Source organism: Aquabacter albus, assembly GCF_040049275.1.
In the GTDB taxonomy this organism is placed as follows: domain Bacteria; phylum Pseudomonadota; class Alphaproteobacteria; order Rhizobiales; family Xanthobacteraceae; genus Aquabacter.
The window spans coordinates 276,374-290,056 of sequence record NZ_JBDZDT010000002.1 but is presented as its reverse complement, the minus strand read 5'-3'; the positions used below and the strand labels follow the sequence as shown (position 1 = coordinate 290,056).

The 13,683-nt window shown below is 66.4% G+C and carries 15 protein-coding genes; 11 read left to right on the top strand and 4 right to left on the bottom strand.

Going from position 1 to position 13,683, the window contains the following annotated elements; translation table 11 throughout:
- Positions 1 to 35: 35 nt before the first annotated feature.
- The 4 genes from ABLE91_RS04375 to ABLE91_RS04360 are packed head-to-tail and all read right to left on the bottom strand — an operon-like array spanning position 36 to position 3,093.
- Complete coding sequence (locus tag ABLE91_RS04375) at positions 36 to 578, bottom strand: flavin reductase family protein (RefSeq protein WP_348928767.1); 543 nt, start codon at positions 576 to 578, stop codon at positions 36 to 38.
- A 32-nt stretch (positions 579 to 610) separates the two neighbouring features.
- Positions 611 to 1,561, bottom strand: coding sequence for an ABC transporter substrate-binding protein (locus ABLE91_RS04370; RefSeq protein WP_348928765.1), 951 nt, complete (start codon positions 1,559 to 1,561; stop codon positions 611 to 613).
- 34 nt (positions 1,562 to 1,595) lie between these two features.
- Positions 1,596 to 2,015, bottom strand: coding sequence for a carboxymuconolactone decarboxylase family protein (locus tag ABLE91_RS04365; protein ID WP_348928763.1), 420 nt, complete (start codon positions 2,013 to 2,015; stop codon positions 1,596 to 1,598).
- A gap of 13 nt (positions 2,016 to 2,028) precedes the next feature.
- The gene (locus ABLE91_RS04360) at positions 2,029 to 3,093 is read right to left on the bottom strand and encodes an LLM class flavin-dependent oxidoreductase (RefSeq protein WP_348928761.1); all 1,065 of its coding nucleotides are present in this window, start codon (positions 3,091 to 3,093) and stop codon (positions 2,029 to 2,031) included.
- Positions 3,094 to 3,317: 224 nt separating this feature from the next.
- On the opposite strand from ABLE91_RS04360, the gene ABLE91_RS04355 reads away from it, so the two are divergent.
- From ABLE91_RS04355 to ABLE91_RS04305, 11 genes are all read left to right on the top strand, one after another.
- Positions 3,318 to 4,079, top strand: coding sequence for an ABC transporter permease subunit (locus ABLE91_RS04355; RefSeq protein WP_348928759.1), 762 nt, complete (start codon positions 3,318 to 3,320; stop codon positions 4,077 to 4,079).
- A complete protein-coding gene (locus tag ABLE91_RS04350; RefSeq protein WP_348928758.1) occupies positions 4,055 to 4,825 on the top strand; it encodes an ABC transporter ATP-binding protein in 771 nt (256 codons plus the stop codon). The genes ABLE91_RS04355 and ABLE91_RS04350 overlap by 25 nt, the downstream gene beginning before the upstream one ends.
- 56 nt (positions 4,826 to 4,881) lie before the next feature.
- Positions 4,882 to 6,072 carry an amino acid ABC transporter substrate-binding protein gene (locus ABLE91_RS04345; protein WP_348928756.1) on the top strand — a complete coding sequence of 397 codons (1,191 nt, stop codon included), beginning with the start codon at positions 4,882 to 4,884 and terminating at the stop codon, positions 6,070 to 6,072.
- 118 nt (positions 6,073 to 6,190) lie between these two features.
- Positions 6,191 to 7,057: a branched-chain amino acid ABC transporter permease gene (locus tag ABLE91_RS04340; RefSeq protein ID WP_348928754.1), complete on the top strand. Its 867-nt coding sequence runs from the start codon at positions 6,191 to 6,193 to the stop codon at positions 7,055 to 7,057.
- The gene (locus tag ABLE91_RS04335) at positions 7,054 to 8,001 is read left to right on the top strand and encodes a branched-chain amino acid ABC transporter permease (protein WP_348928753.1); all 948 of its coding nucleotides are present in this window, start codon (positions 7,054 to 7,056) and stop codon (positions 7,999 to 8,001) included. The genes ABLE91_RS04340 and ABLE91_RS04335 overlap by 4 nt, the downstream gene beginning before the upstream one ends.
- Positions 8,001 to 8,750, top strand: a complete 750-nt coding sequence (locus tag ABLE91_RS04330) for an ABC transporter ATP-binding protein (RefSeq protein WP_348928751.1) — start codon at positions 8,001 to 8,003, stop codon at positions 8,748 to 8,750. The genes ABLE91_RS04335 and ABLE91_RS04330 overlap by 1 nt, the downstream gene beginning before the upstream one ends.
- Positions 8,747 to 9,475: an ABC transporter ATP-binding protein gene (locus ABLE91_RS04325; protein ID WP_348928749.1), complete on the top strand. Its 729-nt coding sequence runs from the start codon at positions 8,747 to 8,749 to the stop codon at positions 9,473 to 9,475. Before ABLE91_RS04330 ends, ABLE91_RS04325 begins: the two co-directional genes overlap by 4 nt.
- A gap of 25 nt (positions 9,476 to 9,500) precedes the next feature.
- On the top strand, positions 9,501 to 10,154 hold the full coding sequence (locus tag ABLE91_RS04320; RefSeq protein WP_348928747.1) for a 2-hydroxychromene-2-carboxylate isomerase: 654 nt from the start codon (positions 9,501 to 9,503) through the stop codon (positions 10,152 to 10,154).
- 201 nt (positions 10,155 to 10,355) lie between these two features.
- Positions 10,356 to 11,294: a sulfurtransferase gene (locus tag ABLE91_RS04315; protein ID WP_348928745.1), complete on the top strand. Its 939-nt coding sequence runs from the start codon at positions 10,356 to 10,358 to the stop codon at positions 11,292 to 11,294.
- 91 nt (positions 11,295 to 11,385) lie between these two features.
- Positions 11,386 to 12,579, top strand: a complete 1,194-nt coding sequence (locus tag ABLE91_RS04310) for a YeeE/YedE family protein (RefSeq protein WP_348928743.1) — start codon at positions 11,386 to 11,388, stop codon at positions 12,577 to 12,579.
- Positions 12,580 to 12,678: 99 nt separating this feature from the next.
- Positions 12,679 to 13,683: an ABC transporter substrate-binding protein gene (locus tag ABLE91_RS04305; RefSeq protein WP_348928741.1), complete on the top strand. Its 1,005-nt coding sequence runs from the start codon at positions 12,679 to 12,681 to the stop codon at positions 13,681 to 13,683.

The following is a 13,683-nucleotide window of genomic DNA, read 5'->3' as shown; positions in this document are numbered from 1 at the left end:
GAGCGGCCCCAGGGACCGCCGGATGGGATCCGACCCTATTCGGCCGCGCCGCGGGTCAGCCGCGCGTAGCTGCCGGCCCAGTAGAGGAGCGGCTCCGCCCCCTCCGTGACCCGCGCAGCGACCACCCGCCCGAGGATGATCGTGTGCGAGTGGCGCTCGATGAGGTCGTCGATGGCGCAGTCGAACACCGCCAGCGCGTCCGAAAGCACCGGTGCGCCGGTCTCGAGCGTGGTCCACTGCGCCCCCTGGTAGCGCGCCGCCCCCTTGATGCCGCCGCGGCCTGCGAACCGGTCGGCGATCTCCTGGTGTTCGGGGCGCAGGAGGTTGATGGCGAACGCATTGCGCCTCTCGATCTCGGCGCGGGCCGAGGCGTCGCGGTTCACGCAGATGATCAGCACCGGCGGGTCCACCGAGAGCGAGGACACCGAGGTGGCGGTCAACCCGGTGCGGCTCTCGCCCTCGCCGACGGTGAGGATGGAGACGGCTCCTGCAAGCTTGCGCATGGCCGCGCGGTAGATCAGCGGCAGCGAAGCCTGGCGATCATCCACTGCGGGGTGGGGGCTCACATGGAAGGTCATGACATCAGGCTCCTGAGGAGACGGGCGCGCCTTCAGCGCGTCAGCTCTTTGTCGAAGCGCCCGTCGAACTCTTCGCGGACGTCCAGCGGCTTCACAAGGCCTTGGTCGGCGAAGGCGTTGGCGAGTTGCTGCTGGTAGGACGCAAGCGAGCTGTCGCCGACAGGCACGAGCTTGGAGGGAAGGATCTTCGCCATCTCGGTCAGGAGGTTCGGCGGGATGCCGAGCTTGGGGGCGAGATAAGCGACCCGTTCCTGCGTGTGGCCCGGGATCCAGGCCATGTGCTTGCTCAGCGCAGCGACGAACCCGGCGAGCGCGGCCTCCTTGGTGCGAATGGTCTCCGGCGTGGCGAGATAATAGAGCGAGCTGTTCACAAGCCCCTCGCTGTCCAGCAGCAGCCGGGCGCCGCGGCTGAGGGCGATCTGCGTGGTCGGCGCCGTGAGGCCGATTGCGTCCACCTGCCCGGAGAGAAGCCCGGGCAGCGCCTCGCTGCTGCTCAGCAGGACCGGCTGGATATCGGCCTGCGTCAGCCCTGCCTTGGAGAGCGCCTTCAGCGTCAGCCAATGGGTGTTCGTGCCCTTCACGAAGGAGATCTTCCTGCCCTTCAGGTCCGCGACGGTGCGGATGGGCGAATCCTCCTTCACCAGCAGGCTGGTGAGCCGCGCCGGGGCGCTGGCGGCGATGATCTTCACGAGGCGGCCGGCATTCTGCGAGAAGATGGGCTGCGGTTCCCCAGTCTCGCCCACATCAACCCGGCCGGCATTCACGGCTTCGAGCACATCGTTGCCGGTCTCGAACGGGTAGAGTTCCAGCTTCACGCCCGGAATGTTCACCGGCTCCACGGGGAAATCCATGATGAAGCCCTGGGTGCGCAGATAGCCCACCTTGAGGACGGTCTCCTGCGCGGAGGCAGGCAGGAGGCCGCCGGCGAAAAAGGCCGCGGCGAAGGTGACACCCAGTGCGGCGCGTCGGGACAAAACGGTCATGTCAGTCTTTCAATGATGGGATGCACGGCTCGCCTCAGCGGCTCGTCTGCTCTTCGATGAGGGTCTCGATGATCCGCAGGCCGAGCGAATAGCCCGGCACGCCGGCGGTGATGAGCGCGGTCTCCGCGACGCCTGCGAGGTCCTCAAGGCTCGCCCCCGCCCGCAGCGCGGCGCGGGCATGCAAAAGCGCCGAATCAGCATGGCTGAGGACAGCCAGCTGGCCGAACTGCACCAGTTGCTGCGTCTTGAGGCCGAGGGGATTGTCCGCGATGGCGACCCGTCGAACGTGTTCGACCGCATCGATGGTCGCAGCGCGGCCGAGATGCTCCTGCACCAGCCAGCGCTTCTGCACCTTCTCCGGCACATGACCGAACAGGGTCTTGTAGACCGCCTCGCGACCCGGCGATCCAGTGCCGGCGGGCGCCGCGGCAAGGGCGTGAGACGACTTCGACATGTCCATTTCTCCTTCAGCCGGCACGCCGCTCCAGGCGCCGCACGCGGGGGATGATCTCTTCTGCGAACCGCTTCATCTCCGCCTCGAAGGGCTGGAACTGGAGCATGAAGGTCTCGATGCCGATCTCGTTGAACTGGGCGATGCGCCGCGCCACCTGCTCGTAGCTGCCGACGAGCCCGGAGGCGGTGCCGCCGCGAATGCCGATCTGCGGCAGCTTCTCATGGGTCTGGAACAGCATCCGCGACTTCGCGTCGGTGTGCTTCTCCCGGTTCAGCGCCACCGGCAGGTCTTTTACGAACAGCTCGCGCGCATAGGCGATCTCTTCTTCCGCCTCCACTTCGGTCGGCCGGGCGATCACGAAGGCGGGCATGGCGAAGCGCAGCGGCGCGCGGCTGCGGGGACGGGCGGACAGATCGGCGATGAATTCGGCGATTTCCTCGAGCGGCCGCGAGTTCAGGAAATAGACATCGCCCGTCTGCGCCGCGATGGCCCGCGCCGGCTCGGATTCGCCGGAGACATAGACGGTCGGCCGCTCGCGGTATTCCGACTTCGGGCTCAGCACATAGTCGCGGACATCGAAGTGCTTCCCCTTGAAGGTGACCTTTCGACCTTCGATGAGGCCCGCAGCGACCTCCAGCCACTCGGCGCCGTATTCATAGCGGTCGTCGTGGTCCGGGAAGGGAATGCCGGCCCGCTCGATTTCCGGCTTGTACCAGGCATTGACGAAGTTGATGGCGAAGCGGCCTCGGCTGATGGCCTCTATCTGCAGCGCCATCTTGGCCAACACTGCAGGATGGTAGAGCAGCGGCTTGATGGCCGCGATGATCTCGATGCGGCTGGTCGCTTCTGCCAGCGCGGCCGCCGCCGTCCAGGCTTCGATGACGTCGTTGTCGTCGCCCTGCGGACTGATGGTGTGCTGGAGGATGAGGGTGGAATCATATCCCAGCCGCTCGGCCTCGATGACCTGCGTGCGATTGCGCTTCCAGGACGCATCCACGACTTCGCCGGGATGATGGCGCGAGCCGAAGACGCCATGGGCCAAGGCCCAGATGCCGAAGCGGGGCGGACGGCCACTCATGATGTCCCTTTCGATGGCCTGTTTAGACCGGGTGAAAACCCGAGATAAATCAGTTAATTGATTAATTGACTATTTCGATAGATTTCATATTTTCCATTCGATGTCGAGAGGCTGGCGCATGCGGCCGACCGCCGACGCGCACAGGTTTCCAGGATGAAAAGCACAACCTCTGACCATGACCGCCCCGCTTCAGCCGAGGCGGAAAAATCCGCGCTGGTGCGCTCATGAAAGGCGCATCCCTCGCGGCGCGCGCTGCGGTGCCGGTCGCCCTCTTGGTGGCGTGGCAGGCGGCCGTTGGGGCGGGCCTTCTCTCGAAGGACTGGTTCAGTTCGCCCGCAGGTGTCGTGCAGGCGTTTCGGGAGCTGAACGATCAGGGCATCCTGTGGGGCTCCGTCGCCGTCTCGCTGGGGCGGGCCTTCCTGGGACTGTTCCTGGGTGGCCTTGCGGGCCTCGCAACCGGCATTGCCGTCGGGTTGCTGCGGGGTGCGGAGACTGCGCTGGACGCCACCATCCAGATGGTGCGCACCCTGCCCCATCTCGCGCTGGTGCCGCTGTTCCTCATCTGGTTCGGCATTGGCGAGGAATCGAAGGTCGCCCTGGTGGCGCTGGGCAGTTTCTTCCCACTCTATCTCAACACCTTCAAGGCGATCCGCGGCATCGACCCGAAGCTGATCGAGCTCGCCAAGGTGCAGAAGCTGAGCCGGTTCCAGCTCATCCGGGAAATCATCCTGCCGGGCGCCATGCCCGGCATCCTGGTGGGCCTGCGCTATTCGCTCGGCACCGCGTGGCTGTCGCTGATCGTCGCCGAGCAGCTGAACGCCCAGTCCGGCATCGGCTTCCTCACCATGCAGGCCCGCATGTTCGCGCAGACCTCGGTGATCATGGCCTGCCTGTGCCTTTACGCACTTGTCGGCATCCTCGCCGACGTACTGGTCCGTTCCCTCGAAAAGTCGGCCCTGAAATGGCATCCCAGCGCGCGAACCTGAAGCTTGCCCCCGCTCCTCTGGCGCATGGCGGCGCCGATGCGCGTCCGCTCGCGGTGGACGTGCGCGACCTCCGGAAGGCCTTCTCCGGCCGGACGGTCCTGAAGGACGTGAACCTCGCCATCCACCAGGGCGAATTCGTCGCCCTCGTGGGCCGCAGCGGCTGCGGAAAGTCCACCCTGCTGCGCATCCTCAGCGGGCTTGAAGCGGACGTCACCGGCTCGGTGACCAGCGACCCCTCCTTCAGCTACGTGTTCCAGGATGCCCGCCTCGTCCCCTGGCGGCGGGTGTGGGAGAACATCACGCTCGGCGACAAGGGCTCGAAAGCCGATCGGCGCACGCGGGCAAAGGCGGCGCTGGAGGAGGTGGGCCTCAGCGCGCGCCTCGACGACTTCCCCGTCACCCTCTCTGGCGGCGAAGCCCAGCGGGTGGCGTTCGCCCGGGCGATCCTCAACGAGCCGAAGGTGCTGCTGCTGGACGAGCCCTTCGGCGCGCTCGACGCCCTCACCCGCATGCAGATGCAGGCCCTGCTCATGGCCCTGCACCGGCGCCACGGCTTCACCGCCCTCTTCGTCACCCATGATGTGGAGGAGGCGATCCTCCTCGCCGACCGCATCCTGGTGATGGCCGAGGGACGCATCGCCTCCGCACACGACGTGTCCCTGCCGCGCCCAAGGCAGCGGACCAACCCCAAGCTCCTTCCGCTCCGCCGGGGCCTGCTCAGCGAGCTGGGCGTCCCCGACGAATAGGCCGGCAGCCCTGCCCCGCCCGACCACACTTGAAATCTGATACCTGGAGATCACGAATGAAGATCGCGGTTCTCGCCGCAGCGATGGCGCTGTCCATGGCGACCATCCCGGCGCAGGCTCAGGAGACCCTGAAGATCGGGGCGCCCCTGCCGGTGACGGGCGCGCTCGCCCCTGAAGGGGCGAAGCTTCGCCAGGGCTATGAGCTCTGGCAGGAGAAGGTGAACGCCGCCGGCGGCATCAAGGTTGGCGACAAGCGGCTGAAGGTCGATCTCGTCTATTACGACTACCAGTCGGCCACGCCGAAGGCGGTGCAGCTGGCGGAGAAGCTCATCACCGATGACAAGGTGAACTTCCTCTTCTCGCCATTCGGCTCGGGCGCCACGAAGGCGGTGAGCGCCGTCGCGGAGAAATACCAGATCCCCCTCATCGCCTCGTCCGCCTCCTCGGCGGAGGTGTTCGACCAGGGCTATAAGAACCTGTTCGGCGTCTACACCGACAATTCCACCTTCAGCGAGCCCCTCGCAGACCTCGTGAAGACCAAGGTGCCGGAGGTGAAACGCGTCGCCATTCTCGCGCGCAACGACCTCTACCCGCTCTCGCTGGCGAACGAGTTCGAGAAGAGCGCGAAGAAGCGCGGCTTCGAGGTGGTGTTCTTCGAGAAGTACCCGATCGGAACGCTCGACCATTCCGCGGCGCTCTCGCAGCTTCGCGCCGCCAAGCCCGACTGGATCATCGCCACCGGCTACATCAACGACCTCATCCTCGTGCGCAAGCAGGCGGGCGACCTGCGCATCGGCGCCAAGGTGTTCACCCTCATCAACGGCCCCGCCTACAAGGAATGGATCGAGGCGGTGGGCCCGCTGGCGGAGAATGTGACCACCGCGAGCTGGTTCCACCCCGCCGTGAACTACACGAGCGAAGACGTGTTCGGATCTACCAAGGCCTTCGTCGAGCAGTTCAAGGCGAAGTACGGCACGGAACCCGACTTCACCCAGGCCTCGGGGTCCGCGGTCGGCGTCGTGCTCCAGCTCGCCATCGAGCGCGCCGGCTCCATCGACCATGCCAAGGTGCGCGAGCAGCTCCGGAAGGGCGGGTTCAAGACCTTCTTCGCGCCCATTTCCTTCTCCCCCATCGGCATTGCGGACAGCTACGTGCCGCCCGTGCTGCAGATCCAGAAGGGCAAGGTGGAAGTGGTGCTGCCGGCGGACGTCGCCACCAGTTCCTTCCGCACCGGCATCGGCGAATAGCGCCATGCCGTCCCGCAGGTCGTTCGCCGCGCGGCGGACGACCCGCATCTGTGGCCGGGCGTGCGGGATCGATGGGCCAGGCCCTCGATCCGGCATCGACCGCTGACCGGAAAACACCATGCTGTGGTTGCAGGTTCTCGCCAACGGCCTTGCGCTGGGCGGGCTTTATGCGTGCGTCGCCGCCGGCTTCTCGCTGGTGTGGGGCGTGCTGAACATCATCAACATCCTGCACGGATCGCTGGTGGTGCTCGGCGCCTATCTGGCCTTCTTCGCGCACGCGACGCTGGGCATCAGTCCCTTCCTGTTCGCGCCGATCGCGGGCGCCCTGCTGTTCGTGCTGGGCTTCGCCATCCAGAAGGTCGCGGTCAATCCGGTCATGGGCCGGCCCGTGCTCATGAGCCTGCTGCTGACCTTCGGGCTCAACCTGTTCCTCGACAACCTCATGATCGAGGGTTTCAGCGCGGACTACCGAAAGGTGATCCTCAATCCGCCTCTCGGTATCCTCGACCTCGGCTCGGTCATCGTCCCGCTGGACCGCATCTACGCGACCGCATGCGGGCTCATCATCGTGGCCGCCCTATGGGCGCTGCTGCGGGGAACGCAGCTCGGGCGGGCCATTGTCGCCGTGCGGATGGACCGCGACGCCGCCGAATTGATGGGCATCGACGTCAAATCCACCTATGCCCTCGCCTTCGGCCTCGGCGCCTTCATGGCCGGCGCCGCGGGCGCGCTGCTGAGCGCCATCTTCCCCATCTCGCCGCTCGCCTCGAGCCTCTATCTCGGCAAGGCGTTTGTCATCTGCGTGCTGGGCGGCCTCGGCAGTGTGCCGGGCGTCATCATCGGCGGTTTCTCGCTCGGGCTCCTGGAGAGCTTCGGGGCCCTGGTGTTCGGCTCCGAGCATGCGCTGACGGTGGCCTTTCTCGCGCTCATCGCCCTGCTCATCGTGCGCCCCCAGGGCCTCCTCGGGCGGCGGGGGTTCCAATGAGCGTTCGCATCATCGTAGGCCTCCTTGGCGGCGCGGTCGCCATCGCCCTTCTCGCGCTGTTCGCGGACAACTACCTCCTGCGCCTCGCCACGACCTTCGCCATGTATTCCGCGCTCGCGCTGTCGTGGAATCTCATCGGCGGGTATGGCGGCTATCCCTCGTTCGCGACCGCCGCATTCTTCGGGCTTGGCGCCTATGGCACCGCGGTCGCGCAGACCTCGGGGCTGCCGCTCCCGCTGGCGTGGGCCGCCGGCAGCGCCGTCTGCGCAGCCTTTGCAGCACTGCTTGGCCTCGCGATCCTGCACCTGCGCGGCCACTATTTCGCGATCGCCAGCCTCGTGGTGGCGGACGTGCTGCGAGAGGTCACGAATTCCTGGACCGCGCTCACCGGCGGCGGCATGGGCCTCAACCTGCCCCTCGTGGGCGGGAGCGTGGAGGCGCAGGCCCAGTTCTATTTCTGGGTCATGACGGCGCTGGCCCTCGGCGCCGTCGGCATCACGCTGGCGGTGGACCGCTCGCGGCTCGGCGTGGCGCTGCGCTGCATCGCGCAGAACGAGGACGCGGCCCAGATGATCGGCGTCGATACGCGACGGGCGAAGGTGGAGGCCTTCATCCTGTCGGGCATGCTCGCGGGGGCGGCCGGCGGCGTCTACGCCTCCTGGGTCACCTATATCGACCCGACCGATGTCTATGATGTCTCCCTCTCCGTGAAGCCCATCCTCATGGCCCTCCTGGGCGGGGCGGGAACGGTCCTCGGGCCGCTGGTGGGGGCCCTCGTCTTCCTGGGCCTGGAGGAGCTTCTCTGGCGCAACCTGCTCTCCTTCCATGCCGGCCTCCTGGGCCTCCTTGTGGTGGCCCTCGTGCTGTTCCTTCCCGACGGACCGAAATCCATCCCATGGCGCGGGCTCGTGGGCTTGCAGCGCGCGAAGAAGGGAGGGCGCTGATGGCACTGCTGGAGATCAACGGCGTCACCAAGCGCTTTCGCGGGCTGGTCGCTCTCGACGACGTCTCGCTCAGCGTGGAGGCGGGGGAGGTGATCGGGCTGATCGGCCCCAACGGAGCGGGGAAAACGACGCTCGTGAACGTGATCAGCGGCGTGTACCGGCCCGATGCCGGACACCTGGCCTTCGACGGCGCACGCATCGACGGCCTCCGGCCGGACCTGATCGCACGGCGCGGCATCGCCCGGACTTTCCAGATCGTGCAGCCCTTTCCCCGGATGACAGCGCTGGAGAACGTGGCGGCCGCCGCCCTCTTCGCGGGAGGGGCGGCCTCGCTCGAAGAGGCCCGGCACCGGGCCGGCGAGGCCATGGAATTCTGTGGGCTATCCCAGGAGGCCCACAAGCGCGCGTCGACACTCACGCTCGCGAGCCGCAAGCGGCTCGAACTTGCGAAAAGCCTCGCCCAGCGCCCGAAACTCTTGCTGCTGGACGAGGTGAATGCCGGCCTCAATGCGGCAGAGATCGACCACGCCATCGCGCTCATCCAGGCGATCGCCGCCCGTGGCATCACCGTGCTCGTGATCGAGCACCTGATGAAGGTGGTGACGCGTGTCTCAAGCCGCATCGTGGTGCTGCACCAGGGGCGCCTCATCGCCGATGGCGGCGTCGCGGAAGTCATGGCCGACCGGAACGTGGTGGAAGCCTATCTGGGGCAGGGCTACGCCCAGAGGATGAGGGAGGCGGCATCGTGAACGATCACCGGGAAGCCCCTCTTCTCGACGTCCGCAGCCTCGCGGTTTCCTATGGAGATGTCGAGGTTATCTGGCAGGCGGATCTCATGGTGCCGAAAGGCAGCATCGTCGCCCTCATCGGCTCGAACGGCGCCGGCAAGACGACGCTGCTGCGGACCATCGCCGGTGCGCTGCCGCCCCGGCAAGGCGCCATCCGAGTGGACGGCACAGATGTCACCGGCGATACGGCCCGCGACCGGGTTCGGCGCGGCCTTGTGCTGGTTCCTGAGGGGCGCCGCCTGTTCACCGGGCTGTCGGTCTACGACAACCTCCTGCTGGGCGCCTATGCCCGCGCCGACAAGGCCGAGGCGAAGCGGGACGTGGAGCGCATGTATGCCCTGTTCCCCAGGCTTGCGGAGCGGCGACGGCAAGACGCCTCCACCCTCTCGGGCGGCGAGCAGCAGATGTGCGCTATCGCACGCGGTCTCATGGCGGCACCCCGTCTTCTGCTGATCGACGAGCTTTCACTCGGCCTCGCCCCCTCGGTGGTGGAGGAATTGATTACCGCCCTGAAGCGCATCAATCGCGACGGGACCAGCCTGCTCGTGGTCGAGCAGGACGTCGCTGTAGCGTTTGATTTTGCCGACCTCGCTTATGTGCTCGACCAGGGACGCTCCGGTGCGGGCGGCCCTGTCGCAGACGTCGCGGCGGATCCCGCCGTCCGCCGCGCCTATCTCGGCATCTGAAACCCTTCTTGCCCTGGAGCACGCAATGTCCGGACCGAAGCGCAAGGTTGAGTATTATTTCTCGTTCATCTCCCTCTGGTCCTATGTGGGGAGCCTCGTCTTCCAGGATCTGGTGCGCCGGCAAGATCTCGAGGTCGAATACAAGCCCATTGACCTGCTTGCCGTATTCGCGGCGGGCGGGGGAAAGCCCGTCAAGGAGCGGCCGATCCAGCGGCAGGCCTACCGCCTGCTGGAAATGCGCCGCTGGCGCGACCTCCGGGACATTCCCCTGGTGCTGCACCCGAAGCATTATCCCGCCGATCCGAGCCTCGGCCACCGCATGTTCCTCGCGGCGCAGGCCGGCGCGGGAGGCGCTGGAGATCTCGGCGCCTTCGCCCATCTCGGCCTGAAGGCGGTGTGGGCGGACGAACTGAATGTGGAGGATCCGGAAACGCTGGTCGGCCTCGCCGAACGCGGTGGATTCGACGGGCGCGCGCTGCTCGCCGCGGCCGACGCCCCTGCCTTTGCCGAGAAGGCCGCAGGCCTGACGCGAGAAGCCATCGCCCGCGATCTGTTCGGCGCGCCCTTCTATTTCTACAAGGGCGAACCGTTCTGGGGACAGGACCGGCTCGATCTGCTGGAGGCGGCAATCACCTCCGGGCGCCCGCCCATCCTGCCACCGGCGCGCTCCGAACTTTAGCGCCCCGGTCTGCACGCGGCCTTGAAGGCATCTCTTCACCAGACCGGTTCATGGCTCGGGACGCCCGAGGCACGGAAATGCTTCGTCCATCAGGCATCCAGCTATTATAAACTTATTCCATAGACTTAATTGACATACGATTTCCCCTAGGTAATCTCTTTCTTCCAGGCTCGAAGAGCGGGCCATGCGAAGGAAACCCCCATGTCAATCTCTCGCTCCATCGCGGGGGTGCTTCTCGCAGGCGCCCTCGCTCTCTTCCTCCCCGCAACGCCGGCGGCGGCGCAGCAGGGGCCGTTGGTGGATGCCGAATGGCTCTCGAAGAACCTCGACAATCCCAAGGTCCGGGTGTTCGAGGTGAGCGTCGACCCGGGCGTCTATGAGCGGGGCCACATCCCCGGGGCCGTGAACATCAACTGGCACACGGATCTCGTGGACACCGTGCGCCGCGACATCGCCTCCTCCGCCAAGTTCAAGGATCTGCTGGAGAAGGCCGGCGTCACCAAGGACACCACCATCGTCCTCTATGGCGACAACAATAACTGGTTCGCGGCCTGGGGTGCCTGGGTGTTCAACATCTATGGTCTCGGCGATCAGGTGAAGCTGCTGGATGGCGGGCGGAAATACTGGGAGAAGCTGGGCCTGCCACTCGACACCAAGGTCCCGGCCTATGCCCGGTCCGACCTCACCGTATCCGCCGCGAACCCCCAGCTTCGCGCCCGCTTGGCAGACGTGCTGGAGGTGGTCGACGGCAAGAAGAACGCGGTGATCGTGGACATCCGCTCGCCCGACGAATTCTCCGGCAAGCTGTTCGCGCCGGAAGGCTCGCGCGAGCTGTCGATCCGCGCCGGCCACGTGCGGGGCGCAAAGAACGTCACCTGGTCGAAGGCAGTGGATCCCGAGACCGGCAAGTTCAAGTCGAAGGAAGAGTTGAAGAAGCTCTATGCGGAGGCCGGCGTGGATGGCTCGAAGCCGGTCATCGTCTATTGCCGCATCGGCGAGCGCTCCAGCCACACTTGGTATGCGCTCTCCCGCATCCTGGGGTACGAGGTGCGCAATTATGACGGCTCCTGGACCGAATACGGGAACTCGGTCGGCGTGCCCATCGCCAACGTTGCCGGGACGGTGTGGCAGGGCAAATAGCCCAACCACCGCGACACTCCATTCACCTCACCGCGCAGGGACGGACGGCGGCGCTTCGGCGAGCGCCGTCTTCCCGTTTCAGGCGTGACCCATGGCCCGCTCCGTCTCCATCCTCGCAGCCTTTGTCCTCACTGGCGCGATCCTCCTTGGAATCCTCCATCTCTCTGCCGGCGATGCCGCCTCTCGCGCGCTTGGGCTCTCCCTCGCACTGGGCGCAGTGTTCGGTGCCGTGCTCCAGCGCACGCGCTTCTGCTTCTTCTGCCACACGCGCGATCTCATCGAAGGCGGTGACCCGCGCGGCGTGCTCTCCATCCTCCTCGCACTCGCCGTGGGCACGGCCGGCTACGTCCTGGTCATCGGCGCATGGCTGCCCGTGCCGCTTCCCGGACGTCTCCCGCCCGATGCCCATATCGGCCCTGTCAGTGTCGCCCTTGCGGCCGCCGCGTTCGTTTTCGGCCTGGGCATGGCCGTTTCCGGTTCGTGCATCTCAGCCCACCTCTACCGGCTGGGGGAAGGTTCGCCCACCGCGCCGTTCGCGCTCCTCGGGACCACCGCCGGCTTTGCCCTCGGCTTCTTCACCTGGAACTCGCTCTATCTGGCCGTGATCTCGGACGCGCCGGTGGTCTGGCTGCCGTACCATCTCGGCTACGCGGGCACGCTGGGGGCGACCTTCGCGGCTCTCGTCCTGCTGGCACTTCTGGCGCTCCGCGCCTCGCGGACCACAGCCGAACCTGCACGTTCCCGCCCGCTCGACATATCCGGCGCGGCGCACGCGATCTTCGTGGCGCGGTGGCCCGCGCTGGTGGGCGGCGTAGCCGTGGGTGTGCTGTCCGCGGCGAGCTATCTGCGGGTCGGCCCGCTCGGCGTCACCGCCGAGATCGGCAGCCTCGCGCGCACCGCCGCGAACGGGGCTGGCTGGCTCCCCGACACATTGCATGGGCTGGATAGCTTCCGGGGATGTGCCACGGCAATCCAGACCGTGCTCCTCTCCGAGAACGGCGTCTTCATCGCCGGGCTCGCCGTCGCGAGCTTCGCCGCGGCGCTGGCCGCAGGACAATTCACCCCGAGGCGCCCAACGGGCCGGGACATATTTGCCGGCCTCGCCGGGGGCGTCCTCATGGGCTGGGGCGCCATGACCGCACTGGGCTGCACCGTGGGCGTCCTGCTCTCCGGCATCCACGCCGGTGCGCTATCGGGATGGGTCTTCCTCATCGCCAGCTTCTTAGGCGTGGTGGCTGGACTCCCTCTGCGGCGGCGCCTCGCCGGCGGACGCATAACGCATTGATCCAGATCAGCCACTTCAATATCTGATAATATCAATTGACTTTATCGACAATAATATCGATCTTGCATCCTCCGGCTTTGAATGTGGAGGGGAGAACGCATGCGCGCTCGCGCTTTGTTGGCTGTGGCAGCGCTCATTCCGGCGCTCGCCTTATTGCAGCCGGGACGGGCCTCGGCTGAAATACTGCAGCTGCGTATCGCGCAGCAGTTCGGCATCGCCTACCTGCCCTTGATCGTCGCGAAGGAGCAGAAGCTCATCGAGAAGCATTCGGTGGCCAACGGGCTGCCGGAGACCAAGGTGGAGTGGCTGCGGCTCTCCGGTGCGGCGGCGATGAACGATTCGCTGATCTCCGGCGGGCTCGATTTCGCCACCGCCGGCGTGGCGCCCGCCATCCTCACCTGGGACAAGACCCGGGGGAAGACGGACATCACGCTCATCTCCTCGCTCGGCTCGATGCCGAACATCCTCACCACCAACAATCCCAGCGTGAAGACCATCAAAGACTTCACCGACAAGGACCGCATCGCGCTGCCTTCGGTGAAAGTGGGCTTCCAGCCCATCGTCCTCCAGATCGCCGCCGAGAAGGCGTTCGGCAAATACGACAAGCTGGACGATCTCACGGTGAGCCTGCCCCACCCGGACGCGACGACGGCCATCCTCTCCGGCACCGGCGGCATCACCGCGCACTTCACCTCTCCGCCTTTCATGGAGCAGCAGCTGGAAAGCGGGAAGGCGCACGCCGTGCTCAACAGCTATGACGTGCTGGGCGGGCCGCACACCTTCAACGTGGTCTACGCCACCAAGAAATTCGCCACCGACAATCCGAAGACCATCGACGCCTTCGTGGCCGCTCTCGATGAGGCGAACGCCTGGATCAAGGCCAATCCGAAAGAGGCCGCCCAGCTCTACATCGCGGCGGAAAACTCCAAGCTCGATCCGGCCTTCATCGAACGCATCATCCGCGACCCGCAGATCAACTTCACCACGGCGCCCGAGCGGGTCGACGTGTTTTCGGACTTCGAGTACCGCATCGGCCTCATCAAGCAGAAGCCCACCTGGAAGGAGCTGTTCCAGCCCGGCCTGCACGCCAAGGGCGGGAGCTGA

What these genes read in the sequence shown, in the direction of transcription:
- ABLE91_RS04330 (WP_348928751.1), top strand. Translation starts at nt 8,001, where the DNA reads ATGGCACTGCTGGAGATCAACGGCGTCACCAAGCGCTTTCGCGGGCTG.
- ABLE91_RS04315 (WP_348928745.1), top strand. Translation starts at nt 10,356, where the DNA reads ATGTCAATCTCTCGCTCCATCGCGGGGGTGCTTCTCGCAGGCGCCCTC.
- ABLE91_RS04335 (WP_348928753.1), top strand. Translation starts at nt 7,054, where the DNA reads ATGAGCGTTCGCATCATCGTAGGCCTCCTTGGCGGCGCGGTCGCCATC.
- ABLE91_RS04365 (WP_348928763.1), bottom strand. Translation starts at nt 2,015, where the DNA reads ATGTCGAAGTCGTCTCACGCCCTTGCCGCGGCGCCCGCCGGCACTGGA.
- ABLE91_RS04320 (WP_348928747.1), top strand. Translation starts at nt 9,501, where the DNA reads ATGTCCGGACCGAAGCGCAAGGTTGAGTATTATTTCTCGTTCATCTCC.
- ABLE91_RS04370 (WP_348928765.1), bottom strand. Translation starts at nt 1,561, where the DNA reads ATGACCGTTTTGTCCCGACGCGCCGCACTGGGTGTCACCTTCGCCGCG.
- ABLE91_RS04375 (WP_348928767.1), bottom strand. Translation starts at nt 578, where the DNA reads ATGACCTTCCATGTGAGCCCCCACCCCGCAGTGGATGATCGCCAGGCT.
- ABLE91_RS04355 (WP_348928759.1), top strand. Translation starts at nt 3,318, where the DNA reads ATGAAAGGCGCATCCCTCGCGGCGCGCGCTGCGGTGCCGGTCGCCCTC.
- ABLE91_RS04340 (WP_348928754.1), top strand. Translation starts at nt 6,191, where the DNA reads ATGCTGTGGTTGCAGGTTCTCGCCAACGGCCTTGCGCTGGGCGGGCTT.
- ABLE91_RS04310 (WP_348928743.1), top strand. Translation starts at nt 11,386, where the DNA reads ATGGCCCGCTCCGTCTCCATCCTCGCAGCCTTTGTCCTCACTGGCGCG.
- ABLE91_RS04350 (WP_348928758.1), top strand. Translation starts at nt 4,055, where the DNA reads ATGGCATCCCAGCGCGCGAACCTGAAGCTTGCCCCCGCTCCTCTGGCG.
- ABLE91_RS04360 (WP_348928761.1), bottom strand. Translation starts at nt 3,093, where the DNA reads ATGAGTGGCCGTCCGCCCCGCTTCGGCATCTGGGCCTTGGCCCATGGC.
- ABLE91_RS04345 (WP_348928756.1), top strand. Translation starts at nt 4,882, where the DNA reads ATGAAGATCGCGGTTCTCGCCGCAGCGATGGCGCTGTCCATGGCGACC.
- ABLE91_RS04305 (WP_348928741.1), top strand. Translation starts at nt 12,679, where the DNA reads ATGCGCGCTCGCGCTTTGTTGGCTGTGGCAGCGCTCATTCCGGCGCTC.